This window comes from Streptomyces sp. NPDC046909, from assembly GCF_040644695.1.
GTDB lineage: Bacteria > Actinomycetota > Actinomycetes > Streptomycetales > Streptomycetaceae > Streptomyces.
Window position 1 is genome coordinate 657,344 of sequence record NZ_JBEYXC010000003.1, and the last position, 26,877, is coordinate 684,220.

At 68.2% G+C, this 26,877-nt stretch carries 27 protein-coding genes; 13 read left to right on the plus strand and 14 right to left on the minus strand.

The genetic code is table 11. The features are described 5' to 3' along the window. Window positions 1-18 precede the first annotated feature (18 nt). Both ABZ928_RS11795 and ABZ928_RS11800 read right to left on the minus strand, forming a co-directional pair. Entirely contained in the window at window positions 19-1,101 is a 1,083-nt protein-coding gene (locus ABZ928_RS11795; protein ID WP_361517177.1) for an inositol-3-phosphate synthase, read from the minus strand. A gap of 44 nt (window positions 1,102-1,145) precedes the next feature. Beyond that, window positions 1,146-1,838 carry a PadR family transcriptional regulator gene (locus ABZ928_RS11800; RefSeq protein ID WP_361517179.1) on the minus strand — a complete coding sequence of 231 codons (693 nt, stop codon included), beginning with the start codon at window positions 1,836-1,838 and terminating at the stop codon, window positions 1,146-1,148. Between the two features lie 737 nt (window positions 1,839-2,575). On the opposite strand from ABZ928_RS11800, the gene ABZ928_RS11805 reads away from it, so the two are divergent. Next, window positions 2,576-4,825 carry a transglycosylase domain-containing protein gene (locus ABZ928_RS11805; protein ID WP_361517655.1) on the plus strand — a complete coding sequence of 750 codons (2,250 nt, stop codon included), beginning with the start codon at window positions 2,576-2,578 and terminating at the stop codon, window positions 4,823-4,825. A gap of 108 nt (window positions 4,826-4,933) precedes the next feature. Further along, window positions 4,934-6,436: a glycosyltransferase 87 family protein gene (locus ABZ928_RS11810; protein ID WP_361517181.1), complete on the plus strand. Its 1,503-nt coding sequence runs from the start codon at window positions 4,934-4,936 to the stop codon at window positions 6,434-6,436. Window positions 6,437-6,538: 102 nt separating this feature from the next. Here the strand turns inward: ABZ928_RS11810 and ABZ928_RS11815 are convergent, their stop codons facing one another. The 3 genes from ABZ928_RS11815 to ABZ928_RS11825 form a co-directional block, all read right to left on the minus strand. Continuing rightward, a complete protein-coding gene (locus ABZ928_RS11815; protein ID WP_126273066.1) occupies window positions 6,539-7,570 on the minus strand; it encodes an alanine racemase in 1,032 nt (343 codons plus the stop codon). Window positions 7,571-7,671: 101 nt separating this feature from the next. Further along, entirely contained in the window at window positions 7,672-8,793 is a 1,122-nt protein-coding gene (gene femX, locus ABZ928_RS11820) for a peptidoglycan bridge formation glycyltransferase FemX (RefSeq protein WP_361517183.1), read from the minus strand. A 179-nt stretch (window positions 8,794-8,972) separates the two neighbouring features. Next, window positions 8,973-9,287: a hypothetical protein gene (locus ABZ928_RS11825; protein WP_361517185.1), complete on the minus strand. Its 315-nt coding sequence runs from the start codon at window positions 9,285-9,287 to the stop codon at window positions 8,973-8,975. Window positions 9,288-9,551: 264 nt separating this feature from the next. On the opposite strand from ABZ928_RS11825, the gene rpsF reads away from it, so the two are divergent. The 4 genes from rpsF (at window position 9,552) to rplI (ending at window position 11,281) form a co-directional block, all read left to right on the plus strand. Continuing rightward, on the plus strand, window positions 9,552-9,842 hold the full coding sequence (gene rpsF / locus ABZ928_RS11830; protein ID WP_007383258.1) for a 30S ribosomal protein S6: 291 nt from the start codon (window positions 9,552-9,554) through the stop codon (window positions 9,840-9,842). An 80-nt stretch (window positions 9,843-9,922) separates the two neighbouring features. Continuing rightward, a complete protein-coding gene (locus tag ABZ928_RS11835; protein ID WP_361517187.1) occupies window positions 9,923-10,522 on the plus strand; it encodes a single-stranded DNA-binding protein in 600 nt (199 codons plus the stop codon). A 57-nt stretch (window positions 10,523-10,579) separates the two neighbouring features. Further along, complete coding sequence (rpsR, locus tag ABZ928_RS11840; protein ID WP_003949403.1) at window positions 10,580-10,816, plus strand: 30S ribosomal protein S18; 237 nt, start codon at window positions 10,580-10,582, stop codon at window positions 10,814-10,816. Window positions 10,817-10,834: 18 nt separating this feature from the next. Continuing rightward, window positions 10,835-11,281 (plus strand): 50S ribosomal protein L9, encoded by a 447-nt coding sequence (gene rplI, locus ABZ928_RS11845; protein ID WP_188290056.1) that lies wholly within the window; start codon window positions 10,835-10,837, stop codon window positions 11,279-11,281. A gap of 175 nt (window positions 11,282-11,456) precedes the next feature. On the opposite strand, the gene ABZ928_RS11850 is transcribed toward rplI, so the two are convergent. Further along, window positions 11,457-12,794: an MATE family efflux transporter gene (locus tag ABZ928_RS11850; protein WP_361517189.1), complete on the minus strand. Its 1,338-nt coding sequence runs from the start codon at window positions 12,792-12,794 to the stop codon at window positions 11,457-11,459. 458 nt (window positions 12,795-13,252) lie between these two features. Here ABZ928_RS11850 and dnaB point away from each other — a divergent pair, with 458 nt between their 5' ends. Next, a complete protein-coding gene (dnaB, locus tag ABZ928_RS11855; RefSeq protein ID WP_361517191.1) occupies window positions 13,253-14,725 on the plus strand; it encodes a replicative DNA helicase in 1,473 nt (490 codons plus the stop codon). Window positions 14,726-14,786: 61 nt separating this feature from the next. Further along, window positions 14,787-16,172, plus strand: coding sequence for a serine hydrolase domain-containing protein (locus ABZ928_RS11860; RefSeq protein WP_361517193.1), 1,386 nt, complete (start codon window positions 14,787-14,789; stop codon window positions 16,170-16,172). Window positions 16,173-16,260: 88 nt separating this feature from the next. On the opposite strand, the gene ABZ928_RS11865 is transcribed toward ABZ928_RS11860, so the two are convergent. Beyond that, the gene (locus ABZ928_RS11865) at window positions 16,261-16,713 is read right to left on the minus strand and encodes a GNAT family N-acetyltransferase (RefSeq protein ID WP_361517195.1); all 453 of its coding nucleotides are present in this window, start codon (window positions 16,711-16,713) and stop codon (window positions 16,261-16,263) included. Between the two features lie 10 nt (window positions 16,714-16,723). Beyond that, window positions 16,724-17,182, minus strand: coding sequence for a MarR family transcriptional regulator (locus ABZ928_RS11870; RefSeq protein ID WP_361517197.1), 459 nt, complete (start codon window positions 17,180-17,182; stop codon window positions 16,724-16,726). Between the two features lie 141 nt (window positions 17,183-17,323). Here ABZ928_RS11870 and ABZ928_RS11875 point away from each other — a divergent pair, with 141 nt between their 5' ends. Beyond that, the gene (locus tag ABZ928_RS11875) at window positions 17,324-18,556 is read left to right on the plus strand and encodes an MFS transporter (RefSeq protein ID WP_361517200.1); all 1,233 of its coding nucleotides are present in this window, start codon (window positions 17,324-17,326) and stop codon (window positions 18,554-18,556) included. 68 nt (window positions 18,557-18,624) lie between these two features. Here ABZ928_RS11875 and ABZ928_RS11880 read toward each other — a convergent pair whose 3' ends face one another. After that, entirely contained in the window at window positions 18,625-19,488 is an 864-nt protein-coding gene (locus ABZ928_RS11880; protein ID WP_361517202.1) for a GNAT family N-acetyltransferase, read from the minus strand. Window positions 19,489-19,648: 160 nt separating this feature from the next. Between ABZ928_RS11880 and ABZ928_RS11885 the strand changes: the two genes are divergently transcribed. Together ABZ928_RS11885 and ABZ928_RS11890 are read left to right on the plus strand one after the other, a co-directional pair. Beyond that, the gene (locus ABZ928_RS11885) at window positions 19,649-20,281 is read left to right on the plus strand and encodes an HAD-IB family phosphatase (protein WP_361517657.1); all 633 of its coding nucleotides are present in this window, start codon (window positions 19,649-19,651) and stop codon (window positions 20,279-20,281) included. A gap of 350 nt (window positions 20,282-20,631) precedes the next feature. Next, window positions 20,632-22,062, plus strand: a complete 1,431-nt coding sequence (locus ABZ928_RS11890; protein WP_361517204.1) for a globin domain-containing protein — start codon at window positions 20,632-20,634, stop codon at window positions 22,060-22,062. A gap of 32 nt (window positions 22,063-22,094) precedes the next feature. On the opposite strand, the gene ABZ928_RS11895 is transcribed toward ABZ928_RS11890, so the two are convergent. From ABZ928_RS11895 to ABZ928_RS11915, 5 genes are all read right to left on the minus strand, one after another. Continuing rightward, on the minus strand, window positions 22,095-22,577 hold the full coding sequence (locus ABZ928_RS11895; protein WP_289921053.1) for an NUDIX hydrolase: 483 nt from the start codon (window positions 22,575-22,577) through the stop codon (window positions 22,095-22,097). 88 nt (window positions 22,578-22,665) lie between these two features. Continuing rightward, a complete protein-coding gene (locus ABZ928_RS11900) occupies window positions 22,666-23,571 on the minus strand; it encodes a LysR family transcriptional regulator (protein WP_361517206.1) in 906 nt (301 codons plus the stop codon). Window positions 23,572-23,799: 228 nt separating this feature from the next. After that, a complete protein-coding gene (locus ABZ928_RS11905; protein ID WP_361517208.1) occupies window positions 23,800-24,939 on the minus strand; it encodes a cystathionine gamma-lyase in 1,140 nt (379 codons plus the stop codon). Further along, a complete protein-coding gene (locus tag ABZ928_RS11910) occupies window positions 24,936-25,478 on the minus strand; it encodes a low molecular weight protein-tyrosine-phosphatase (RefSeq protein ID WP_361517210.1) in 543 nt (180 codons plus the stop codon). Before ABZ928_RS11910 ends, ABZ928_RS11905 begins: the two co-directional genes overlap by 4 nt. Before the next feature lie 7 nt (window positions 25,479-25,485). Next, window positions 25,486-25,863: a phage holin family protein gene (locus ABZ928_RS11915; protein WP_361517212.1), complete on the minus strand. Its 378-nt coding sequence runs from the start codon at window positions 25,861-25,863 to the stop codon at window positions 25,486-25,488. A 60-nt stretch (window positions 25,864-25,923) separates the two neighbouring features. Between ABZ928_RS11915 and ABZ928_RS11920 the strand changes: the two genes are divergently transcribed. Together ABZ928_RS11920 and ABZ928_RS11925 are read left to right on the plus strand one after the other, a co-directional pair. Continuing rightward, entirely contained in the window at window positions 25,924-26,241 is a 318-nt protein-coding gene (locus ABZ928_RS11920; RefSeq protein ID WP_361517214.1) for a cupin domain-containing protein, read from the plus strand. Window positions 26,242-26,422: 181 nt separating this feature from the next. Further along, window positions 26,423-26,635, plus strand: coding sequence for a DUF5326 family protein (locus ABZ928_RS11925; protein ID WP_190071059.1), 213 nt, complete (start codon window positions 26,423-26,425; stop codon window positions 26,633-26,635). Window positions 26,636-26,877 lie beyond the last annotated feature (242 nt).

The window sequence follows — 26,877 nt, forward strand, 5'->3', positions numbered from 1 at the left end:
TTTGAGCGACGGTGAGCTTTAGCGCTCGACCTCACCCTTGATGAACTTCTCGACGTTGGCGAAGGCCTCGTCGTCGAAGTACTGGACCGGCGGGGACTTCATGAAGTACGAGGACGCCGACAGGATCGGGCCGCCGATGCCGCGGTCCTTGGCGATCTTCGCGGCGCGCAGGGCGTCGATGATGACACCCGCGGAGTTCGGGGAGTCCCAGACCTCGAGCTTGTACTCCAGGTTCAGCGGGACGTCACCGAAGGCACGGCCCTCAAGACGGACGTAGGCCCACTTGCGGTCGTCGAGCCAGGCCACGTAGTCCGAGGGACCGATGTGGACGTTCTTCTCGCCCAGGTCGCGGTCGGGGATCTGCGAGGTAACGGCCTGCGTCTTCGAGATCTTCTTGGACTCCAGGCGGTCGCGCTCCAGCATGTTCTTGAAGTCCATGTTGCCGCCGACGTTGAGCTGCATCGTGCGCTCAAGACGGACACCGCGGTCCTCGAACAGCTTCGCCATCACACGGTGCGTGATGGTCGCGCCGACCTGCGACTTGATGTCGTCACCGACGATCGGGACGCCCGCCTCGGTGAACTTGTCCGCCCACTCCTTGGTGCCGGCGATGAAGACCGGAAGGGCGTTGACGAAGGCGACCTTGGCGTCGATGGCGCACTGGGCGTAGAACTTCGCCGCGTCCTCGGAACCGACGGGCAGGTAGCAGACGAGAACGTCGACCTGCTTGTCCTTGAGGACCTGGACGACGTCGACCGGCTCCTCGGCGGACTCCTCGATGGTCAGGCGGTAGTACTTGCCGAGACCGTCGAGGGTGTGGCCGCGCTGGACCGTGACGCCCTTGTTCGGGACGTCGCAGATCTTGATGGTGTTGTTCTCGCTGGCACCGATGGCGTCCGAGAGGTCGAGGCCGACCTTCTTCGCGTCGACGTCGAAGGCGGCGACGAACTCGACGTCACCGACGTGGTAGTCGCCGAACTGGACGTGCATCAGGCCGGGGACCTTGGTCGCCGGGTCGGCGTCCTTGTAGTACTCGACTCCCTGGACCAGCGACGCGGCGCAGTTGCCCACGCCAACGATGGCTACGCGGACCGAACCCATTCCGGTTGCTCCCTGTGTGTACGAGTGAGGCCCTGACTGGGCGCTCACGTGGCGGTGTCGTCGGGCAGATCGGTCCGGGGGGTGTCCCCGGGCCGTGGCAGGTTGCCCGTCGCTCCAGTGGTGTTGTTCTGCTGAGAGGACTGAGCGGGCCCCCCGGAGGCGGACCCCTTGAGGTCGCGTCCGGCCCGCTCGCTCTCGATGAGCTCGTTCAGCCAGCGCACTTCGCGCTCCACGGACTCCATTCCGTGGCGCTGGAGCTCAAGCGTGTAGTCGTCGAGGCGCTCCCGGGTGCGCGCGAAGGAGACGCGCATCTTCTCCAGCCGGTCCTCCAACCGGCTGCGGCGGCCTTCCAGCACGCGTACGCGTACGTCGCGCGAGGTCTGGCCGAAGAAGGCGAACCGCGCGGCGAAGTGCTCGTCCTCGTACGCGTCGGGGCCGGTCTGCGAGAGCAGGTCCTCGAAGTGCTCCTTACCTTCCGCCGTCAACCGATAGACGATCTTGGCGCGACGTCCCGCGAGTGTGGCGGCGAGGGCGTCCTCGGGAGCGTTCCCCGGCTCTTCGATCAACCAGCCGTTGGCGACCAGCGTCTTGAGGCAGGGGTAGAGCGTGCCGTAGCTGAACGCGCGGAACACACCCAGTGATGTATTGAGTCGTTTGCGCAGCTCATAGCCGTGCATCGGGGACTCGCGGAGCAGGCCGAGGACGGCGAACTCGAGGATCCCTGAGCGCCGGCTCATCCTCTCGCCTCCTCGTCCCTGGTTCGCTTATCTCGCTCTGATGTATCGACTCGATACATCATGACGATAGAACGGCCATCCGCATGCGACAAGTGGGGAGACGGTGAACGGGATCACATCACTTATTCATCCGAGGCAAGTTGCCTGATTTGGGGTGAACTTCGGGGCTAGGCGGGTTTTGACGGTGCGTAGTCTGTGCGCCATGCACACCACCGGGAACCGAGTGACGTCTGAGGGCGTCGTCGTCCCCGGTGCAGTACGGGTGAATGCGAAAGCGACCACATCCGTACTTCGGGGGGACCGGAAACCAGCCGCCGTTTCCAGGCGCGCACGGATGCGCCTGCCCGAGGAGTAGTCGTTCGATGAGCGAGCACCGTCGCAAACCGCCGCAGCCGCAGGGAGGCGGACGTGCCGAGGCCCGACGCGGCCAGTCCGGTCCGTCCTCCGGCCGCCGTGCGGCACCGCGAGGCGCCACCGGATCTCCTTCCGACTCGTACGGGTCGGGTTCATACGGGTCGGGAGGCGAGGAGCGGCCGTACGGCGGCCGCGCCGAGGCCCGGCGCGCGGCCCAGAGAAGCGGGGGCAGCCGACGCAGAGCGGCCGAACCCGCCGGCCGCGGCGCCCGACGCGGTGGCCCCGGCGGCCCGAGCGGTCCTGGACGAGGCCGAGCCGCCGCCTCCGGCAAGAACCGGTTCATCGACTATCCGCGCGCGGGCAAGTACGGATGGCAGCGCTGGATGCCGTCCTGGAAGCTCGTGTCCGGGCTGTCCCTGGCGTTCCTGGGCGGGCTGGTGGCGATCGCGGGTCTGGGTTACGCGATGGTCAGCATCCCCAGCGAGAACGCCGCGGCCAAGTCGGAGAACAACGTCTACTACTGGGAGGACGGCACCCGGATGGTCGCGACGGGAGCCGGCGCCAACCGGCAGAACGTCACGATCGACAAGATCCCGAAGGCCATGCAGTGGGCCGTGATCTCCGCCGAGAACAAGAGCTTCTACACCGACTCGGGCGTCGACCCCATGGGTATCGCACGAGCGCTCGCCAACATGGCGCGCGGCGGTGACACCCAGGGTGGTTCGACCATCACCCAGCAGTACGTGAAGAACACCTACCTGAGCCAGGAACAGACGGTCTCCCGGAAGTTCAAGGAGATGTTCATCTCCATAAAGGTGGGCACGAAGCTCACCAAGGACGAGATCCTCCAGGGCTATCTCAACACCTCGTACTACGGCCGCAACGCGTACGGCATCCAGGCCGCCGCTCAGACCTACTACGGCGTGGACGCGGAGAAGCTCTCGGTGTCCCAGTGCGCCTTCCTGGCCGCGCTCCTCAAGGGCCCGACGTACTACGACCCGGTCGACAACACGAGCATCGACCCCTCCGCGACCAAGGACAAGAACCTCGAGCGTTCCAGGGAACGCTGGGGCTGGATCCTGGAGCAGATGCACGACGACAAGCGCATCACGGACGCCGAGTACCAGGAAGCCATCAAGAAGTACCCGACGCCCCAGGGCCTCAAGGCGACCAAGGGCATGACCGGGCAGATCAGCTACCTCGTCGACACGGCCAAGAAGTACGTGCTGTCCCACTCGGACATCTCGCAGACCGAGTTCGACAAGGGCGGATTCCAGATCTACACGACCTTCGAGAAGGACAAGGTCGACGATCTCGCGGCGGCTGTGAAGAAGATCGAGAAGCAGAAGATCGATCCCGAGAAGCGCGAGAAGGACAAGCACGTCCAGTTCGGTGCGGCGTCGGTGCGCCCCAATGACGGTGCGATCGTCGCGCTGTATGGCGGCGCCGGCTACGAGAACGACCACTTCAACAACAATGCGAACACTTCGGGTGTGCCCGTCGGTTCGACGTGGAAGCCGTTTGTGCTCGCCGCGGCCATGGAATACGGCACGTACAAGGATCCGGACGTCGGAGTCTCGCCGCTCAGCAAGTACAACGGCAACGACCATCTCAAGGTCAGGAAAAACGACGGCACCTACGTCCTGAAAAAGGACAACTCGGTCTTCTATCAGGAGAACGAGAGTAACTATCCCTGGGGTTACATCAGCCTCCGCAAGGCGATGGAACAGTCCGTCAACACGCCGTTCGTGCAGCTCGGCATGGACGTGGGGTTGATGAAGGTGAGGGGCGTGGCGGAGAAGTCCGGAATCCTGGACGAGAGCATGCCGCAGGACCCGAACGCCTCCTTCTCCCTCGGTACATCAACTCCCAGCGCCATCCGCATGGCAGATGCCTACGCGACGTTCGCCGCGTCCGGTAAGCACGCGGACCCGTACTCCGTGACCGGCGTGAAGAAGGACGGGCAGGAACTTCAGGGCTTTGACAAGCCGAAGGTCACGTTGGCTATGCCCGAGAACGTGGCGCACAACGTCACAGACGTCCTTGAGAACGTCATCCAGAACGGTACGGGTACGAACGCGAAGGCCCTGGGGCGTACGGCGGCCGGCAAGACCGGTACCACCGACGAGAACAAGTCCGCCTGGTTCGTCGGCTACACCCAGCAGCTGTCGACGTCGGTCGCGATGTTCCGTGAGGACCCGAAGAGCAGCAAGCTGCTCTCCATGAACGGCACGGCCGGTGAGGACTCCATCCACGGTGGAGACATTCCGACGTCCATCTGGACCGAGTACATGAAGGCCGCCCTCAAGGGCGACAACGACCCTGGCTTCCCGGATGCCGAGAAGATCGGCGAGGTCCAGGACGAGGACGGTGCCCCCTCCCCGACCCCGTCCGTCACCGCGACTCCGAGCGAGACGCCGAGCGCGACTCCGAGCGAGGAGCCGAGCCCGACCTTCTCCGCTCCCTCGCCCACGGCGAGCGAGTCCTGCAAGTTCAGCTGGCAGTGCTCGGACGACGGAGGCACGGACACCGGTGGTACGGACGGAGGGGTGACCTCCACACCGACGGCCACGGAGACCGACACCACCAGAGGCAATCAAAATGGCGGCCTCTTCGGAGGATCGACCGGTTAGCCGCCGTATCGCCCGCCGAGGGTGTTTCACGTGAAACATGGGCCGCCGCACCCGCCAGGTGCGGCGGCCCTCGGCGTATTCCTAGACACGTACGGCAGGATGTGCCCCATGCCCAGCGCAGAATCGACGCAAGCGAGCGTGCACGAGCCGGAGCCGGTGCGGCCGACCAAGGATGACGAGATCGCCGCGAACGGCAGTGAGCTGATCGGCGGTCCCATCGGGCGGCGTGCGCTGCTCGGGACGTCCTGGTGGACGCCCGTGCGGATCATCGCGCTCGTGGCGATCGGCATGTTCGCCCTCGGCCTGGTCCAGAAGGCGCCCTGCTACAACGGCGGCTGGTTCTTCGGCGCCAGCTCGCAGTACACGCACGCGTGCTACTCGGACATCCCGCACCTCTACGCGGGACGCGGCTTCGCCGACGGGCTCGTGCCGTACTTCGACAAGCTGAACGGCGACATGGAGTACCTCGAATACCCGGTGCTGACCGGTGTGTTCATGGAGGTCGCCTCCTGGCTCACGCCGGGCAGCGGCAGCATCCAGGACCAGGAGCAGTGGTACTGGATGGTCAACGCCGGGATGCTGATGGCCTGCGCCGCCGTCATCGCCGTATGCGTGACCCGTACCCACGCCCGGCGCCCCTGGGACGGTCTGCTGGTCGCCGTGGCGCCCGCCTTCGCGTTGACCGCCACCATCAACTGGGACCTGCTGGCGGTCGCTCTGACGGCCGCGGCGATGCTGATGTGGTCGCGGGGCCGTTCGCTCGCCTTCGGCGTCCTGCTGGGCCTCGCCACGGCCGCCAAGCTCTATCCCGTCTTCCTCCTCGGCCCGTTGTTCGTGCTGTGCTGGCGCGCGGGCAAATGGCGGGACTTCGGGAAGGCGTTGGGAGGCGCCGCCGTCTCCTGGCTGGTCGTCAATCTTCCGGTGATGCTGCTCGCCTGGGACGGCTGGGCGAAGTTCTACGAGTTCAGCCAGGAGCGGGGCGTCGACTTCGGGTCCTTCTGGCTGATCATGGCCCAGAACTCGAGCGACCCGCTCAGCACCGACACGGTCAACACGTTCGCCACGCTGCTGGTGCTGCTGTGCTGCGTCGGCATCGCCGCGCTGACGCTGACCGCGCCGCGCCGGCCGCGCTTCGCCCAGCTGGCCTTCCTGATCGTGGCGGCGTTCATCCTCACCAACAAGGTCTACTCGCCGCAGTACGTCCTGTGGCTGGTCCCCCTGGCCGTCCTGGCCCGGCCCAAGTGGCGGGACTTCCTGATCTGGCAGGCCTGCGAGGTGGCGTACTTCCTGGGCATCTGGATGTACCTCGCGTACACGACCAGCGCGGACGCCCACAAGGGCCTGCCCCAGGACGGCTACCACTGGGCGATCGGGCTGCACCTGCTCGGGACGCTGTACCTGTGTGCGGTGATCGTGCGCGACATCTGGATGCCGGAGCGGGACGTGGTGCGCCGGTCCGGCGAGGACGATCCGTCAGGGGGCGTGCTCGACGGCGCGGAGGACGTCTTCGTCCTCGGCCCGGCCGCCCATCCCCCGCGGCACGCCGCCCACTTCGCGGGCCCGCAGGTGGAGTGGGGCGACCCCGCTTCTCCCGCGGACCGTTCGCTCTGAGCGAACAGGGCGTAGGCGACCCACGCAAAAGGCCGTACACGGGCAGTCCGTGTACGGCCTTTCGGCTGTCTGCGCAGGGCTGTTGAGTCGTCCGTACGGCGCTCAGCGGTCGACGATGCGGTCGAACTGCGTGGTGGTGTGCCGCAGATGGGCCACCAGCTCCTCGCCGACCTTCGGCTCCGGGGCATCGGAGGGCACGAACAGGATCGAGACCTGCATGTGCGGCGGCTCGGCGAACCAGCGCTGCTTGCCGCCCCAGACGAACGGAGAAAGGTTCCGGTTCACCGTGGCGAGGCCCGCGCGGGCGACGCCCTTGGCGCGCGGCATGACGCCGTGCAGCGCCTTGGGGGCCTCCAGGCCCACCCCGTGCGACGTACCGCCCGCCACGACGACCAGGAAGCCGTCCGAGGCCGCCTTCTGCTGCCGGTAGCCGAAGCGGTCGCCCTTGGCCACGCGCGTGACGTCCAGGACGGCCCCGCGGTACTCGGTGGCCTCGTGGTCCCCCAGCCACAGCCGCGTGCCGATCCGCGCGCGGAAGCGGGTCTGCGGGAACTGCTGCTGGAGCCGAGCGAGATCCTCGGCCTTGAGGTGGCTGACGAACATCGTGTGCAGCGGCAGGCGGGCCGCGCGCAGGCGGTCCATCCAGCCGATGACCTCCTCGACGGCATCCGAGCCGTCGGTGCGGTCCAGCGGCAGGTGGATGGCGAAGCCCTCCAGGCGGACGTTCTCTATGGCGGCGTGCAGCTGCGGCAGGTCCTGCTCGCTGATGCCGTGCCGCTTCATCGAGGACATCACCTCGATGACGACACGGGCGCCCACGAGGCCGTAGACGCCGTCGATCGACGACACCGAGCGGATGACCCGGTCGGGCAGCGGTACGGGCTCCTCACCGCGGCGGTAGGGCGTCAGCACCAGCAGGTCGCCGCCGAACCAGTCCTTGATGCGCGCGGCCTCGTACGTGGTGCCGACGGCGAGGACGTCCGAGCCGAGCCGCGTGGCCTCCTCCGCCAGCCGCTCGTGGCCGAAGCCGTAGCCGTTGCCCTTGCAGACCGGGACGAGTCCTGGGAACTGGTCCTGCACGTGCTTGTGGTGCGCACGCCAGCGCGCGGTGTCGACGTAGAGCGTGAGCGCCATGGCCGGACCTGGAACCTTTCTCGTGGCTGCGGTGTATCAGAGGTATGGAAGCGAACGAACGAGTCGAAGCCGCCGAAGCTATGGAAGCAAACCCGCGGGGTTCAGCGCCGCGACATGTAGATGTCGAGCGCCTTGTGGAGCAGCTTGTTGAGCGGGAAGTCCCACTCGCCGAGGTACTCGGCGGCCTGGCCGCCCGTGCCGACCTTGAACTGGATCAGGCCGAAGAGGTGGTCGGTCTCGTCCAGCGAGTCGGAGATGCCGCGCAGGTCGTAGACGGTCGCGCCGAGCGCGTAGGCGTCACGCAGCATCCGCCACTGCATCGCGTTCGAGGGCCGGACCTCACGGCCGATGTTGTCGGAGGCGCCGTAGGAGTACCAGACGTGGCCGCCGACGATCAGCATCGTCGCCGCCGACAGGTTCACACCGTTGTGGCGGGCGAAGTACAGCCGCATCCGGTTGGGGTCCTCGGTGTTGAGGGCCGTCCACATGCGCTGGAAGTACGACAGCGGGCGCGGCCGGAAGTGGTCGCGCACAGCCGTGATCTCGTACAGCCGCTGCCATTCCTCGAGGTCCTGGTAGCCGCCCTGGACGACCTCGACGCCGGCCTTCTCGGCCTTCTTGATGTTGCGGCGCCACAGCTGGTTGAAGTTCTTGTGGACCTCTTCCAGGGAGCGGTTCGCCAGCGGCACCTGGTAGACGTACCGCGGCTGGACGTCACCGAAGCCGGCGCCGCCGTCCTCACCCTGCTGCCAGCCCATCCGGCGGAGCTTGTCGGCGACCTCGAAGGCGCGCGGCTCGATGAAGTCGGCCTCGATGTCGCGCAGCCGCTTCACGTCCGGATTCTGGATGCCCGCCTTGATGGAGGTGGCCTCCCAGCGCCGGATGATCACCGGCGGGCCCATCTTCACCGAGAAGGCGCCCTGGTGCTTGAGGTGGGCGAGCATCGGTTCCAGCCAGTCCGTCAGATTCGGCGCGAACCAGTTGATGACCGGGCCCTCGGGGAGATAGGCGAGGTAGCGCTTGATCTTGGGCAGCTGACGGTAGAGGACGAGGCCCGCACCGACCATCTCGCCGGTCCTGTCGTCGAACCAGCCGAGGCTCTCCGAGCGCCACTCCGCCTTGACGTCTGCCCAGGCCGGAACCTGCATGTGGCTCGCCGCCGGCAGGCTCTGGATGTACGCCAGATGCTGCTCGCGGCTGATCGTCCTCAGGGTCAGGCTCATTCGGGGCGCTCCTCGGGCTGGTGTGTCCCCATGGGTACAGGGGCTCCGGCTCTCGCGCCGAAGCCTACTGCGCCTGGCGAGCGCCCCGACTGGGCGTACGGAACCTGCGCCCCGGCCGGTGGGCCGCCGAGGCGTTCCGAGGTGCTTTGTGTGGTGTTAAGGGGACGGTGCCGGTGGCGTCAGCTGATGACTCCGCCGAAGAGGCCGCCGTGCGCCATGCCGAGGAAGAAGCCGACCGCGGCGGCACCGAGACCGAGGATCAGTCCGAAGCGCTCACGGGTCGTCTCCGAGATCCACTGGCCGTAGGCGCCGGTGAGGATCCCGACCAGCCCGGTCCAGGAGCTGAGCAGGTGCAGATTGTGGAACATCGCCGTCACGAACGACGTGATCCCCAGCACCAGGGTCACCGCGAGCAGGGTGTCCTGGAGGGGGTGGGCTTTGCCGTCCGTGGCGAACAGGCCTCCGACGGTGTTGGGTCGCAATGCTTGTGCCATAGGGCACCTCCTGCGAAAGGCGGCGCATCGTAGCGCCATACACACCCGATGTGTACAGATTGTCGGCCCTGGCGGCCGGATTTCAACCGGAAGCCGAGGTGCGGGTACTCTGTACCGTCTGCACTGGTGTCTGCCCATGTCACGACCGGGACTACCGCGAGGAAGCCCCGATTGTCAGTGGCGGCCGATACCGTTGCGTACGCATCACGACCCTCCTGCCACGGAACGACCGTGGCCGCTGAGTCCAAAGGAGGTGGGTTCCACATGCGTCACTACGAGGTGATGGTCATCCTCGACCCCGATCTGGAGGAGCGCGCTGTCGCCCCCCTGATCGAGAACTTCCTCTCCGTCGTCCGTGAGGGCAACGGAAAGGTCGAGAAGGTCGACACCTGGGGCCGTCGTCGTCTCTCGTACGAGATCAAGAAGAAGCCCGAGGGCATCTACTCGGTCATCGACCTGCAGGCCGAGCCTGCGGTCGTCAAGGAGCTCGACCGCCAGCTGAACCTGAACGAGTCGGTCCTCCGGACCAAGGTCCTCCGCCCCGAGACCCACTGAGCTCTCCCGCTCAGTTGATCCCGGGATTCGAGTAGCAGCAACCAAGCAGCCAGAGCAGCAAACCCGCCGAGAGGTTCCCCATGGCAGGCGAGACCGTCATCACGGTCGTCGGCAATCTTGTCGACGACCCCGAGCTGCGCTTCACCCCTTCCGGTGCGGCGGTCGCGAAGTTCCGTGTCGCGTCCACCCCCCGCACCTTCGACCGTCAGACCAATGAGTGGAAGGACGGCGAGAGCCTGTTCCTGACCTGCTCGGTCTGGCGTCAGGCGGCGGAGAACGTCGCGGAGTCGCTCCAGCGAGGCATGCGCGTCATCGTGCAGGGCCGGCTGAAGCAGCGGTCCTACGAGGACCGTGAGGGCGTCAAGCGCACGGTCTACGAGCTGGACGTCGAGGAAGTCGGCGCCAGCTTGAAGAACGCCACGGCCAAGGTCACCAAGACGGCCGGCGGTGCCGGCCGTGGTGGCCAGGGTGGTTACGGCGGCGGTGGCGGCCAGGGTGGCGGCGGCTGGGGTGGAAACTCCGGCGGCGGCCAGCAGGGCGGCGGCGCTCCCGCCGACGACCCGTGGGCGACCGGCGCTCCCGCCGGTGGCAACCAGGGCGGCGGCGGTGGCGGCGGCTGGGGTGGAAACTCCGGCGGCGGCCAGCAGGGCGGCGGCTACTCGGACGAGCCCCCCTTCTAGGCCTTCGGGCCAAGGGTGGGTCGTACCCACACTTCTTGATCACACAGGAGAAACACCATGGCGAAGCCGCCTGTGCGCAAGCCTAAGAAGAAGGTCTGCGCTTTCTGCAAGGACAAGGTCACGTACGTGGACTACAAGGACACGAACATGCTGCGGAAGTTCATTTCCGACCGCGGCAAGATCCGTGCCCGCCGCGTGACCGGCAACTGCACGCAGCACCAGCGTGACGTCGCCACGGCCGTCAAGAACAGCCGTGAGATGGCGCTGCTGCCCTACACGTCCACCGCGCGCTAAGGGAAGGGTGACCGAATAATGAAGATCATCCTCACCCACGAGGTCTCCGGCCTCGGTGCCGCTGGCGACGTCGTCGACGTCAAGGACGGTTACGCTCGCAACTACCTGATCCCGCGGAAGTTCGCTATCCGCTGGACCAAGGGTGGCGAGAAGGACGTCGAGCAGATCCGTCGCGCTCGCAAGATCCACGAGATCCAGACCATCGAGCAGGCCAACCAGGTCAAGGGCCAGCTCGAGGCCGTCAAGGTCCGCCTGGCCGTTCGCTCCGGCGACGCCGGTCGTCTCTTCGGTTCCGTCACCCCGGCCGACATCGCTTCCGCGATCAAGGCTTCCGGTGGCCCCGAGGTCGACAAGCGCCGCATCGAGCTCGGTGCCCCGATCAAGACCCTGGGCGCCCACGAGACGTCCGTGCGTCTGCACCCCGAGGTTGCCGCCAAGGTCAGCATCGAGGTCGTCGCGGCCTGATCGCTGCGCTCGGTTTGAGCAGTTGTGAGAGGGGCCGTACCCATGGTGGTGCGGCCCCTCTTGCGTGCCCAAACGCAGGGGTGGAACCCGGCGTGTTTCACGTGAAACGTCGTGGGGCGCCGTGTTTCACGTGAAACGGTCAGTGCGAGGGCGCCTCTTCAGCAGCGAACCCAGCTCAGCGCGTGGCGCCGACGACGATCCAGCGGCCTGAACGGGACCGCAGCCAGAGCGTGAGCAGGCGGATCGTCATCATCAGCGCCATCGCTCCCCAGACAGCGGTGAGGCCTCCGCCGAGCGTGGGGATGAGCAGCGCCACGGGAGCGAAGACCGCCAGCGTCAGCACCATGGCCCGGGCCAGATACGGTCCGTCGCCGGCGCCCATCAGGACTCCGTCCAGGACGAACACGATCCCGCAGATCGGCTGGGCGAGCGCCACCACGAGAAGGGCGGGCAGGGCTGCGTCCTTCACTACGGGGTCACTGGTGAACAGCGGCAGGAACGCAGGTCGGGCCACGATGACCAGGAGGCCGAGGACCACGCCGGTCGCGATGCCCCACTGCACCATCCGACGGCAGGCCTCGCGCGCGCCCTGGGCGTCGCCCGCGCCGAGATAGCGGCCGATGATGGCCTGGCCGGCGATGGCGATGGCGTCCAGGGCGAAGGAGAGCAGGTTCCACAGGGACAGGGTGATCTGATGGGCCGCGATATCGGCGTCGCCGAGGCGGGCCGCCACAGCAGTGGCGATCATCAGGATCGCCCTCAGTGAGAGAGTCCGGACGAGGAGCGGGGCCCCCGCATGTGCTGAGGCGCGGATACCCGCGGCATCGGGACGCAGCGAGGCGCCATGGGCGCGGGCTCCGCGTACGACCACGACGAGGTAGACGGCGGCCATGCCGCACTGGGCGATGACGGTGCCCCAGGCGGAGCCGGCGATGCCGAGGTCGGCGCCGTAGACGAGGCCCGCGTTGAGGACGGCGTTGGCGACGAAACCGCCGATGGCGACGTACAGCGGTGTCCTGGTGTTCTGGAGTCCGCGCAGCACTCCTGTCGCGGCGAGGACGACGAGCATGGCCGGGATGCCGAGGGACGAGATCCGCAGATAGGTGGTCGCGTACGGGGCGGCGGTGTCCGAGGCGCCGAAGAGTTCCACCAAGGTCGGTGCCGTGGGCAGGACGACGGCGATCACCGCCGCGCCGAGCAGGAGGGCCAGCCAGATGCCGTCCATGCCCTGGCGGATGGCGGCCTGGAGGTCATCGGCGCCGACACGTCGGGCAACGGCCGCCGTGGTGGCGTAGGCGAGAAAGACGAAGACGCTGACGGCCGTCGTGAGGAGGGCCGAGGCGACTCCCAGTCCCGCGAGTTGTGCCGTGCCGAGGTGGCCCACGATGGCGCTGTCGACCATGACGAAGAGGGGCTCGGCGACCAGCGCACCGAAGGCCGGGACGGCCAGTGCGACGATCTCTCGGTCGTGCTGTCGTCGCGTGGCGCGCGGGGTCGCGGGAGCGTGTGTCATGACCACCAATCTAATCGTCCACAGGTAAGAGATGCAATCGCCTTAAGACCCTTACTCCATATCTTGTGGCGCGTGCTTGTGCGTGTCGTTCGATGTGATCTTGGTCCGACTGGGGAAGTTTTTCTTCTGCACAGCCGGTGGACGGTAAGTTCGCAGGTCAAGGCGGGTGCGGCGTGAGTGGCGCGAGCTTGTTCACAGGCCTGTCCACCGTGTCGTGCACAGGTTTCGGCGAGTTCTCCACAGCATCCGGGCCGTCGTCCACATGGCCTGTGGATAACCAGATTGGCTGACGGTGCCGGGAGGCCTACCGTGGTCCGGCGCCCGCTCCGTCCGTCGGTCTGGAAACCATCACAAAACCGACGCGCCAGAACCGGAGTTGGGCCTCTTATTTGTCAGTGCCGTGCCGTAGAAAGAGAGGCACGGCGAGGTCCGCTCGGCGGACGGGAGGAGGTGGCTCGGTGAGCATTTCCGAGCCCTTGGACGATCCGTGGGCCGACAGCGGTCCCAGTGATCGCCTGCCTGCCTCGCGCCGCCGCGGTGACGGGGGCCGGGCACGGGACGAGCAGCACGACCGCGGCCGGGAGAACGGTGAGTGGGACGGCGGGGGTTCGTCCTTCGAACGGGTACCGCCGCAGGACCTTGACGCCGAGCAGTCCGTCCTCGGCGGCATGCTCCTGTCCAAGGACGCCATCGCGGACGTCGTGGAAGTCATCAAGGGCCACGACTTCTACAAACCGGCGCACGAGACGATCTTCCAGGCGATCCTCGACGTCTACGCCAAGGGCGAGCCGGCCGACCCGATCACGATCGCGGCCGAGCTCACCAAGCGCGGCGAGATCAACAAGGTCGGCGGCGCATCGTATCTGCACACCCTCGTCCAGACGGTGCCGACGGCGGCGAACGCCGAGTACTACGCCGAGATCGTGCACGAGCGCGCGGTCCTGCGGCGGCTGGTCGAGGCCGGTACCCGCATCACCCAGATGGGATACGCGGCCGACGACGACGTCGACGAGATCGTCAACCGCGCCCAGGCCGAGATCTACGCGGTCACCGAGCAGCGCACCAGCGAGGACTATCTGCCGCTCGGCGACATCATGGAGGGCGCCCTCGACGAGATCGAGGCGATCGGCTCCCGTACCGGCGAGATGACCGGTGTCCCGACCGGCTTCACGGATCTCGACTCGCTCACCAACGGTCTGCACCCCGGCCAGATGATCGTCATCGCCGCGCGTCCCGCCATGGGCAAGTCCACCCTCGCGCTGGACTTCGCGCGGGCGGCGTCGATCAAGAACAACCTGCCGAGCGTCATCTTCTCCCTCGAAATGGGGCGCAACGAGATCGCGATGCGTCTGCTGTCGGCCGAGGCGCGGGTGGCCCTGCACCACATGCGCTCCGGCACCATGACGGACGACGACTGGACGCGGCTGGCCCGCCGGATGCCGGAGGTCTCGGCTGCGCCGCTCTACATCGACGACTCCCCGAACCTGTCGATGATGGAGATCCGGGCGAAGTGCCGTCGGCTGAAGCAGCGCAACGACATCAAGCTCGTGATCATCGACTATCTCCAGCTGATGCAGTCCGGCAAGCGCTCCGAGAGCCGTCAGCAGGAGGTCTCGGACATGTCCCGTAACCTCAAGCTCCTCGCCAAGGAGCTGGAGGTCCCGGTGATCGCGCTCTCGCAGCTGAACCGTGGTCCCGAGCAGCGCACGGACAAGAAGCCGCAGGTGTCCGACCTGCGTGAGTCCGGCTCCATCGAGCAGGACGCCGACATGGTGATCCTGCTGCACCGCGAGGACGCCTACGAGAAGGAGTCGCCTCGCGCGGGCGAGGCGGACATCATCGTGGGCAAGCACCGTAACGGTCCGACGGCGACGATCACGGTCGCCTTCCAGGGCCACTACTCGCGCTTCGTGGACATGGCGCAGACCTGATCCGCCCGCCGCGGGCGTATTGGGTTCGACGCCCCGGTGCCTCGCGGGGTGGACTGGGCCCATGACGACATCTCAGGAAGAGCTGCTTCCCGGCACACGCCGGGCGCTGCTGCACCGGATCGGCGTGGCCCAGTCCGAGGGGCGTTCCCCGTCGCTGGTGGCGACGGTGGTGCGGGGCGGTCGGGCCGTCTGGCACGGCTCGCGGACCTCGGTGGAGGGGCACGGACCGGACGAGCACGTGCAGTACCGGATCGGCTCGATCACCAAGACCTTCACCGCCGTGCTGGTGCTGCGGCTGCGCGACGAGGGGCTTGTCGACCTCGGCGATCCGCTGGAGAAGCATCTGCCGGGCACCGGCGCGGGGGAGGCCACCATTGTCGAACTGCTCGCGCACACGGCCGGGTTGGCGGCCGAGTCACCAGGTCCGTGGTGGGAGCGCACGCCGGGCTCGCTGCGTCCCGAACTCGCCGATGTGCTCGGCGAACAGCCCTTCCTGCATCCGGCCGGACGGCGCCACCACTACTCGAACCCCGGGTACACCTTGCTGGGCGCCCTGGTCGAGAAGTTGCGTGGTGCCCCGTGGGAGGACGTTCTGCGGCGCGAGGTGCTCGAACCGCTGGGCCTCGACCGCACGAGCTCCCGGCCCCGGGCGCCGCATGCGGGCGGCTGGGCGGTGCACCCCTGGGCCGATGTGATGCTTCCGGAACCCACGGAGGACCTGGGGCGGATGGCCCCGGCGGGTCAACTCTGGTCCACCACTGGTGACTTGGCGAAGCTCGCCGCCTTCCTGGTGGCGGGGGACGACCGTGTGCTGAGCGCGGAGACGGTACGGGAAATGCGGACGCCCGCCGCGCCGCCGGAGGCCACGGATGTCGTGGACGGTGCCGCCTACGGTCTCGGAATGCAGGTGCAGAGCCGGGACGGACGGCTGCTGGTCGGCCACTCGGGGTCTCTGCCGGGCTTCCTGGCGAACCTCACCATCAGCGTGGCGGACGATGTCGCGGCGGTGGTCCTGGCGAACTGCACATCGGGCCCGTTGCTGGGCTCCGTGGGCGCCGATCTCGTCCGCATCGTCGCGGAGGCCGAGCCGCGGATTCCCGAGCCGTGGCGACCCCTGCCCGAAGTCGACCCGGCGGTACTGGAGTTGGCGGGGCCTTGGTACTGGGGCACGCACGCCTTCGCTCTGCGGATGACGACGGAGGGCGGGGTCTCGCTGGATCCCCTCGGCGGCAGTGGCCGGCGCTCGCGCTTCCGGTCGAACGGGGACGGAACGTGGACCGGGCTGGAGGGCTATTTCGCCGGGGAGCCCCTGAAGGCCGTACGGCGGCCTGAGGGCAGTGTGAGCCACCTGGACCTCGGGTCGTTCGTGTTCACGCGTCAGCCGTACGACAAGGAGGCTCCTGTGCCGGGTGGGGTGGACCCGGAGGGGTGGCGCGGGATCGGCTGAGCGGTGAAGGGGTCTGTTTCACGTGAAACAGACCCCTTCATGTGACTTGCTGTGCAGCAGGCCCCTCCGCCGCGTGGCACTCGGGGCCTCACAGCGGCAGCTTGAATCCCACGTGCGAGGCCTCGAAGCCCAGCCGCTCGTAGAAGCGATGCGCGTCGGTGCGGGTGGCGTCGGAGGTGAGCTGGACCAGCCGGCAGTTCTGGCGCCGGGATTCCTCGATGGCCCACTCGATGAGCTGAGTGCCCAGGCCGCTGCCGCGCTCGTCGGCATGGACGCGGACCGCTTCGATGATGGACCGGGTCGAGCCGCGTCGGGAGAGCCCGGGAATCACCGTGAGTTGGAGTGTGCCGATCACGCGGCCCTCGCGGACGGCGACCACCAGGTGCTGGTTCGGATCGGCGGCGAGCCGCTCCAGCGCGGTCAGGTACGGGGTGAGGTCGTCCGGCGATTCACGCTGGGCCCCCAGGGGGTCGTCGGCGAGCATGCCGACGATCGCGGGGATGTCGCCGGTGACGGCGGCACGTATTTCAAGATCTCCCATGCCCGCCACCCTAGGCGGGCACGTTGAGGGACTCCACCACCCGTACCAGCGGTGCCAGTTCGGGGTTCTTGGCCGCTTCGTCGAGGGCCTCGCGCAGGGCGGAGTCATTGGTCGGCCGTGCCGCTTCGAGGAGCTCGATGCCGGCCTCGGTGACGTTGGTGTAGATGCCGCGGCGGTCGGTGGGGCAGAGGTAGCGGGTGAGCAGTCCGCGGTCCTCCAGGCGGGTGACCAGCCGGGTGGTGGCGCTCTGGCTCAGGACGACGGCGTCGGCGACCTGCTTCATCTGCAGATGGCCTCCGTCCCCGTCGTGCTGGCGGCTGAGGACGTCGAGCAGGGAGTACTCGCGCACGCTGAGGTCGTGCTCGGCCTGGAGGGCCCGTTCGATGTGGGCCTCGATCCTGCCGTGCAGCAGGGAGAGGGCGCACCAGCCCTGGGCGAGGGCGGTGAGTGCGGGATCCGTCGCTGTCATCGGTGCTTCCTTCGTCCCGGAGCGGCTGACACCAGGATAGAGCAGGTGCGCAATAGTCATCGCTTGCAAATAGACAGCGTCTGCAAGTATTGTCGTGAGTCGTAAAGCGCTCCTGCAATCACTTGGGAAGGTGCAGTCTCCATGCCTCTCGCGCTCCTGGCTCTCGCGATCGGGGCCTTCGGAATCGGGACCACCGAGTTCGTGATCATGGGCTTGCTGCCCGAGGTCGCGGGCGACTTCGGGGTCTCCATCCCCACGGCGGGCTTCCTGGTGACGGGCTATGCGCTCGGCGTCATGTTCGGTGCCCCGCTGATGACGGTGCTCGGCACCAAGGTCTCCCGCAAGCGCATGCTGATGCTGCTGATGGGCCTGTTCATCGCCGGCAACCTGCTGTCCGCCCTGGCCCCCGCCTTCAGCGTCATGCTGATCGGCCGCGTGGTCGCCTCACTCGCCCACGGCGCCTTCTTCGGCATCGGCTCGGTCGTCGCGGCGGACCTTGTCGCCCCGGACAGGAAAGCCGGAGCCATCGCGATGATGTTCACCGGCCTCACCGTCGCCAATGTCGTGGGAGTTCCGCTCGGCACCCTCGTGGGACAGACCGTCGGCTGGCGCGTCACCTTCGCCCTGGTCGCCGCGCTCGGCGTCCTCGGCCTGGCCGGCATCGCCAAGCTCGTCCCCGACATGCCCAAGCCGGAGGGCGTGCGCCTGCGCCATGAGATGGCCGCCTTCAAGAACACCCAGGTCCTGCTCGCGATGGCGATGACCGTGCTGGGCTTCGGCGGCGTCTTCGCGGCCATCACCTACATCGCGCCGATGATGACCCATGTGGCCGGATTCGCCGACGGCTCCGTCACCTGGCTGCTCGTCCTCTTCGGCCTCGGCATGGTCGGAGGCAACCTCGTCGGCGGCAAGTACGCCGACCGCGCCCTGATGCCCCTGCTGTACGTGTCTCTGGGCGCCCTCGCGGTCGTCCTCGCGCTGTTCACGCTGACCGCGCACAACAAGGTCCTCGCGGCCGTCACGATCGCGCTTATCGGCGCCCTGGGCTTCGCCACTGTCCCGCCCCTGCAGAAGCGCGTCCTCGACCAGGCGCACGGCGCCCCCACGCTGGCCTCGGCCGTGAACATCGGCGCCTTCAACCTGGGCAACGCGCTCTCCGCCTGGCTCGGCGGTCTCGTCATCGGCGCCGGGTTCGGCTACACCGCCCCCAACTGGGTGGGCGCCGTACTGGCCGCGGCCGCCCTGGGGCTCGCTGTGGTCTCGACAGCCCTGGAACGCCGCCACAGCTCTCCCAGCGCCCTCGTCGCGGGAGCAGCGCCGGCCGAGCAGAAGGCCGACCACGAGGCTGAGCACAGGGCCGCTGTGAGTCACTGAGCTGCCGTGCGCCACTGAGCCGCCGCGCGGGACGACGCCGGGCCCGGAAAGGGCCCGGCGCAGTCGGTTCAGGCCGCCACCGTCACCGGGGCGAACCGCCGGCTCCAGTCCCCGGGGAGCTCCGAGATCCCGTACGTCATCACGTCGTTGAAGACGAGCGACTCAAGGCCGTGCTCCTTCAGCCACGTCCGCAGCTCCTCGTGCCGTACGTCGATGTCCGTGCGCAGCGCGCGATCGGTGCGGGCGGCGAGGGAGGCGACGAGCGCCTTCGCGGTCTCCGTGTCCCGGGCCACGAGCGGGCCCACGACGTGGGTGTCCATGTTGGGCCACGCGGCGGAGTACCCGATGATCCGGCCGTCCGCCTCGGCGACCCGCAGCTGGTCGGCGAAGGCGGGCAGGCGCGTGACGATGTGGGTGCGGTCGGCGCCGAAGACCTCCTCGTCGAGCCGGAGGATGGCGGTGAGGTCCTCGGCGGTGGCCGCACGTGTGGCGACGGAGGGCTCGTATCCGGCGGCCGTGAAATGGCCCCGTACCATTTCCGCCCGGCCGGTGACCTTGAAGCCGAGTTCCTCGTAGAGCGGTCGGCCGTACGGCGTCGCATGGAGGGCCAGCGGGGTGGTGCCCATCTCCGCGATCACGTGCCGCATCAGCCGGCGGCCGATGCCTTGGCGGGCGTGGCGTTCGGCGACCAGCACCATGCCGATGGCCGCCAGATCGGGGCGGTCCCGCGGCCCGTACGCGGTGACCACGCAGGCGGTGACGAGGCCGCCGTCCGGGTCGTCGATGCCGTATCCCCTCGCGGAGGTGAGGAGGAAGCCCCACTTGTGCTCCTCGCTTGGCCACCCCCGGTCCTCGGACAAGTCGGCGCAGGCGGTGAGATCGCGGAGCGTCAGTCGGCGGATGGGGAGATCGGCGAGGGAAGGTGTCGACACGCAGGTCAGGCTGTCTGACGGGTGCCCCCGGCGTCCACCCGTTTCCTGCGAGAGGTGCGAGGTTTTGGCCATATCGTGGCCGACCGCACAGTGCTTCGACAGGCGGCGCATGTTTCACGTGAAACATGCGCCCATGGCAGACAAGTTAGCCTCGGGCATCATGGCGCGACTTCATCTCTTCGACCTTGACGGCACGTTGCTGTACGGCACTTCCTCGCCTGTGGAGATATCCCGGCAATTGGGGCTGGAAGCCGAGGCCGTGGCGCTGGATCAGGCGATCTCGGCGGGGCTGATCGAGCCGCCCGAGTATGCGGCGCGGGTGCGTGAACTCTGGGCGGAGCTCACCGAGGCCCATGTGGCGGCCGCTTTCGAAGGCGCTCCATGGCTGGCCCGCATTCGCGAGGTCTGGAAGGAGATCCGGGCGAACGGGGACTACTGTGCCGTCGTCTCGCTCTCGCCCTCCTTCTTCGTCGAGCGACTCACCACCTGGGGTGCGCACGCGGCCCACGGATCGCGATTTCCCGCCGTGCCCTTCACCGAACCCGTGGACCCTGCCGGAGTGCTCAACGCCGCGGCGAAGGTCCTTGTCGCCGACCGGCTGTGCGAGGAGTTCGGGGTGACCCGGGCGGACTGTATTGCCTATGGAGACTCGTCCTCGGACAGGGACCTCTTCGGTGCGGTACCGGTCTCCGTCGCGGTCAATGCGGACAGCCATCTCGCCGGCCTCGCGACACATGCCTACACGGGCAGAGATCTGTGGGATGCCTATGAATTGGTGCGTGGCGCCCGGTAATTGAAGGAATTGTTGGTTCGCCCCCTCGCCCATTCATGGAGGCCGGAGGGGGGACTTGTGCGCGCGGTGGCGACCGGTAGGGTCGACTCCGGTTGGGCGGAGCAGCCTAACGGGACGGAGAGATCGAAGACCCGCATTTTCGGTTATGCGGCCGAGGTGTCCACGCGCGGTGGGATGCTGCGGTGAGAGCGCTGCGGCCAATGTCACACTCTCGCCTTACTTGTCCGTATGGAGCGCGAATACGGGTTGAATATGGCCGTATTGGCCGTGGCCATGAACGGGGAAAGCAAGCCGTCTGCGGGGGAAAGCAGGCACATTCCGACCGAGGAAGTGCGCAGACCGACCGAAAGATGTTCGAGGCGAGGCACACCATGGACGCTCCGACCACGGCGTCGGCCGACAACGGCACTACCGGCGGCGGGAGCGGCTGGTTCACGCCGCACACGCAGCCGACCACCCCGCCCGGCGGCGAGCAGGAGACCGCTGAGGGAACCCGCCTCGCGGGGCTGCGCCCGGTCGGCAGGACCACTCCGGATGCCGAGCCGGACCCCTCGGGACAGCCGGCCCCCGCCTGGTCCGGGACGCCGAACCCCGCCCCGGCGGAGCCCTCGTCCCCCGAACACCGGGTGCCCCCGCAGCGTGCGGCCCCTTCGCAGGCCCAGGAGGCCTCCCCGGACGCGATCCTCATCCGCCGGACCATGGCGGAGGTCGCCCCCGTGGCCGACAAGGTCACCTCGTACTTCTACGCGCTTCTCTTCGTGCGCCACCCGGACCTGCGGCCGATGTTTCCCGCCGCGATGGACACCCAGCGGGACCGGCTGCTCAAGGCGCTGCTCACCGCCGCCGAGCACGTCGACAACACCCCCGTCCTCGTCGACTATCTGCAGAACCTGGGCCGCGGTCACCGCAAGTACGGGACGCGCGCCGAGCACTACCCGGCCGTCGGGGAGTGCCTCATCGGGGCCCTGAGCAAGTACGCCGAGACGATCTGGACCCGGGAGCTGGAAGCGGCCTGGGTCCGCGCCTACACGACGATCTCGCAGGTGATGATCGACGCGGCCGCCTCGGACGAACTGCGCGCCCCGGCCTGGTGGTACGCGGAGGTCGTCTCGCACGACCTCAGGACCCCGGACGTCGCCATCGTCACCGTCCGCCCGGACCAGCCCTATCCCTTCCTGGCGGGCCAGTACACGAGCCTGGAGACCCCTTGGTGGCCGCGGATCTGGCGGCACTACTCCTTCGCCTCGGCGCCCCGCTCGGACGGCCTGCTGTCGTTCCATGTGAAGGCCGTCCCGGCGGGCTGGGTCTCCAACGCCCTGGTACACCGCGCCCGCCCCGGAGACATCCTCAGGCTCGGCCCGCCGGGCGGTTCGATGACCGTGGACCACACCACCGACAACGGCCTGCTCTGCCTGGGCGGCGGCACCGGCATCGCACCCATCAAGGCCCTGGTGGAGGACGTGGCCGAACACGGCGAACGGCGCCCGGTCGAGGTCTTCTACGGGGCCCGCACGGACCACGACCTGTACGACATCGACACGATGCTCAGACTCCAGCAGACCCACCCGTGGCTCTCGGTCCGCGCGGTCATAGACCAGCAGGCCCGCGTCCAGCTCCCCGACGCCATCCGCCGGTACGGCCCCTGGAACGAGTACGACGCCTTCGTCTCGGGCCCGCCCGGAATGATCCGCAGCGGTGTGCACGCCCTGCGGGACATAGGTATCCCCTCGGAGCGCATACGCCACGACTCGGTGGAGGAACTCGTCGTCGTCGGGCCCTGACCGCCGCCCAGGTCCGAAACCCAGGCGAGCCCTCAGCCCAGATCCGGCGCGTGCATCGCCCGTACGCCCTCGATGTTCCCGTCGAGATAGTGCCGCAGCGACAGCGGTACGAGGTGGACGGAAGCGATCCCGACGCGAGTGAACGGCACCCGCACGATCTCGTACTCGCCGATGGGTTCGTCGACCTCGGGGCCGTGCCGCAGCGAGGTGTCCATCGACTCCAGGTGGCAGACGAAGAAGTGCTGGACCTTCACCCCGGTCGCGCCGCCGTCCTCGCCGATGTGCTCGACGGTGTCGACGAAGCAGGGCACCACATCGGTGATCTTGGCGCCGAGTTCCTCGTACACCTCGCGGTGCAGGGCGTCGACGACGGTCGTGTCGGTCGGCTCGACCCCGCCACCGGGGGTGAGCCAGTAGGGATCCATGCCGGGCTTGGTGCGCTTGATCAGGATCAGGTCATCGCCGTCCAGAAGAACGGCACGGGCGGTGCGCTTGACCACGGGTCGGACGGTCATGGGGGAAATGTGGCCCGGTTGGTTCCACGTGAAACATCGCAAGCCGTCATCGGCCGAGCGCACTCGGTGATCGACGGAAAGTCGCAGGTCAGCACCAGTCCGAAGCCGTCCGCAGCAGCCATTCGTGGGCCCGCGCGATATGCGGCATCGCCAAGGTGCCGGTACGGACCACCAGGAAGTACGTCCGCAACGGCGGCACCGCCGGATGGTGAAGGGCGACGACCTCACCGCGTTCCAGGGCGGGCGCGGCCAGATAGCTGGGCAGTACCGCGAGCCCGGCGCCCGCCGCCGCGCAGGCCAGCACCGCGCGCAGGTCCGGAACGATGACCGTGCCCGGGGTGGCAGGGCGGGAGTCGAAGACGGAAGCCCAGTAGCGGGAGACGAACGGCAGTGACTCATGCACCTCGACCACCGGAAGGTTCTCCAGGGCGGGCGCTCCCTTGCGGCGCAGCGTCCCGGAGTTGATCTGCCGCGCCCAGTGCGGGGAGGCGACCAGGACGTGGACTTCGTCGCAGAGCGTCGTCGCCGTGAGGAGAGCACCGCGCGGACGGGCCGTACTGATGGCCAGATCGTGATGTCCGGCGGCCAGTCCTTCCAGGGTCTCCTCGGCGTTTCCGAAGGAGGCGCGCAGCGCGAAGCCCTGGCCGTCCTCGCCGGTCAGCTCGGTGAGCGCGGGCAGCGCCCGTTCCGCGGTGAACTCGGGGGGCCCGGCGAGGTGGAGGGTTCGTAAAGAGGAGTCCTCGTCGAGCCCGCTCTCGGTGATCTCCACCAGGGCGTCGAGATGCGGCGCGGCCTTGTGGGCGAGCTCGTCGCCGATGGTCGTGGGCGTCACCCCGCGGGCCTGCCGCAGGAACAGCGGGCGGCCCAACTGCCGCTCCAGCGTACGGATCTGCGAGGTCACGGCCGGCTGCGAGAGGCCCAGCAACGCGGCGGCGCGGGTGAAGGAGCCGGCCCGGTGCACGGTCACGAAGGTCCGCAACAAGGCCAGATCCATGCCACGCCCTCCCCTCCGGTGTCCTGCTCCGGCCCCCCGGCCGCGCCCAACTATAAATATGTCGATAGGTCGCTGTCGCTACTGTGATTGGACACTGACACAGAGTCAACTAGCCTTGGTCGCGCGGTTCTTCGCGCGCGGAACCGAGGACGGTCCGAGCCACGAGGGGGGAGGCTCGGACCGTCCGTTGTGCGTAGCCGGGCACCGACAGGGGCGTAGAAGAAGAGGTCAGTCCGCCGACTCGGCCAGCGCACGCAGCACATCGGCCACCAGGTCCTCAGGGTCCTCGGCGCCGACGGAGAAGCGGATGAAGCCGTCCGGCACCGCGTCCCCGCCCCAGCGCCCGCGCCGCTCGGCAGTGGAACGCACCCCGCCGAAGCTGGTCGCGTCGTCCACGAGCCGCAGCGCGTCGAGGAAACGGTCGGCACGCGCGCGCGTGGGCAGCGCGAAGGAGACCACGCACCCATAGCGCCGCATCTGCTGCGAGGCGACCTTGTACGAGGGATCCTCGGGCAGCCCCGGGTACCGCAGCCCCGTCACCTCCGGCCGGCCCCGCAGGGCCTCGGCGAGCACCAGCGCGGTCGCGTTCTGCCGGTCCACGCGCAGCTGGAGCGTGGCGATCGAACGGTGCGCGAGCCAGGCCTCCATGGGCCCCGCGATCGCTCCGACGATCTTGCGCCACCGCCGTACCGCGGTCATCGCCTCTCCGTCACGGCCGACGACGTACCCCAGGAGGACGTCTCCGTGCCCCGTGAGCTGCTTGGTGCCGCTGGCCACGGAGAAGTCGGCGCCGAGCTCCAGCGGGCGCTGTCCGAGCGGTGTGGCGAGGGTGTTGTCGACCGCGACGAGGGCACCACGCGCGTGTGCCGCCTCGACGAGCCGCCGGATGTCACACACGTCGAGTCCGGGGTTCGACGGCGTCTCGATCCACAGCAGCTTCGCGCCGTCCAGCACCTCCAGCTGGGCGTCGCCGCCGGTGGGCGCGGTCCGCACCTCGATGCCGTACGCCTCCAGCTGCGCACGGACCAGGGGCAGCACCTGGTAGCCGTCGCTGGGCAGGACGACCGTGTCCCCGGCGCGCAGCTGGGAGAAGAGCACCGCGGAGATGGCGGCCATGCCGGAGGGGAACACGAGCGTCTGGACGCCGTCCTCGCCGGGCGCCTCCAGCTCGCCGATGGCCTGCTCCAGAAGCGTCCAGGTCGGGTTCTCGTCACGGCCGTAGGTGTACGGGCCGCCCACCTCGCCCGGCAGATGGAAGTGGGCGGCGAACACCGGGCCGGGCAGGGTGGGCTCGTTCCTGACCGGCTCGGGCAGTCCGGCCCGTACCGCGCGCGTGCCGTCCCCGGTGTTCTCCGTCGTATCGCTCATGACACGCGTCCCTTCACGTCCTCGCGTACCGCGGCGAGGAGGCCCTCGCTCGCTGCCTCCACCATCTCAAGGCACTCCTCGAAGCCGTCCATGCCCCCGTAGTACGGGTCCGGTACGTCGAGGTCGTCCCCGGAGAATTCAGAAGGGGCGTGCGAAGCACTCGTTGAGGGGCGGTGGTCGGGCGACGGGCGGGCGTAGGAGCGCAGCAGCCGTACCTTCGCCGCGTCCTCCGGAGTCGGCGCGAGGCGGCGCAGGGCCTTGAGGTGGCCGTGGTCGAGGGCGACGACGAGGTCCAGGCGGGCGAACCACGACGACTGGAACCGACGGGCCGTGTGGGCGCCGTCGTAGCCGTGCTCCTCCAGGACCGACACCGTGCGCGGGTCGGCGCCGTCGCCCTCGTGCCAGCCGCCCGTGCCGGCGCTGTCGACCTCGACCGTGCCGCCGAGCCCGGCTTCCTCCACGCGCGCGCGGAAGACGGACTCGGCCATCGGCGAGCGGCAGATGTTGCCGGTGCAGACGAAGCAGACGCGGTACGTCATGAGGGGCTCAGTCCCCGTCGGGCAGGACGACGTTGAGCGCCCAGGACACGATCGAGATGATCAGACCGCCGACCACGGCGGTCCAGAAGCCCTCCACATGGAAGCTCAGGTCGAACTTGTCGGCCAGCCACGAGGTCAGCAGCAGCATCAGCGCGTTGACGACCAGCGTGAACAGACCGAGCGTCAGGATGAGCAGCGGGAGGCTGAAAAGCTTCACGATCGGCTTGACCAGGAAGTTCACCACGCCGAAGATCAGCGCGACCAGGATCAGGGTGCCGACCTTCTTGCCCGTGCTGTCACCGGTCAGGGTGATCTTGTCGAGCAGCCAGACGGCGACCGCCAGGGCGCCCGCGTTGGCGATCGTCTTGACTACGAAATTCTTCATGTGTCTGATCGTGGCAGAAGAGATCAGCCATGAGCAGTGGGACAAGAGCGGACGAGGGTGATGAAGGCATTCCGGCTGGATGAACTGGAGGCGGAGCGCGCCGCCAACGATGGCGCCTACCTGCAGTTTCTGCGGGAACGGAACATGTCCGTCGGCCTGTACGCGCTCGACGCGGGCGAGCATGATCCACAGAAGCCGCACAATCAGGACGAGGTCTACTTCGTTGTGAGCGGGCGCGCCGCGATCACCGTCGGCATGGAGACCACCCAGGTCGCGCGCGGCAGTGTGGTCTACGTACCGGCCGGTGTCGCCCACAAGTTCCACCACATCAGCGAGGACCTGCGGGTCATGGTGGTGTTCTCTCCGCCCGAGAGCTGAGCCGCGACCCCGGGATTCCCTAGGGGATCAGTCAGGGGAGGACAAGGGGTGCGAGGCCCCCGCAGGGGCCCCTTCCCGTCCTAGCATCGAGTGCAGGACATCAGAAGGATCCGGCATCACGAGCCCGGGTCTTCGACCGGACCCGGCACGAGCGACGGGCGGAGAGGTAAGGACGAGAGCAATGGGAGAGATCTTCGCGGGACTGCCCTGGTGGGTGAAGTGGATCGCGGTCCCGGTCATCGCCCTGGTCGTGTTCGGCGGGCTGATAGCCAGCGTCGTCGGCTTCGTCATCGGACTGCTCTTCAAGCTGCTGGTCTTCGTGGCCCTGGTCGGTGGACTGATCTACGTGGTGCGGAAGTTCATGTCGAGCTCCTCCTCGCGCAGCGACTGGTGAGGTGCCGCGCGGGACACCGGTGATCGGTAACACCGGTGATCGGTAACAGGAATCACCGGTTCCCTCGGGCGAGGGAAGTTTTCGGTACAGGCCGAGTGCGAGCGGTGGCGGACGGTTACAGTCCGGAATTCGACGCGGGGACGATCCCCCGTGAGCGGCGCACACCCCTCCCGTGTCCCCCCGCACGGGCGGCCCCCTCGCGCTTCGGGAGTGACCCTTGGCCACGGTTGACACCGCACCCG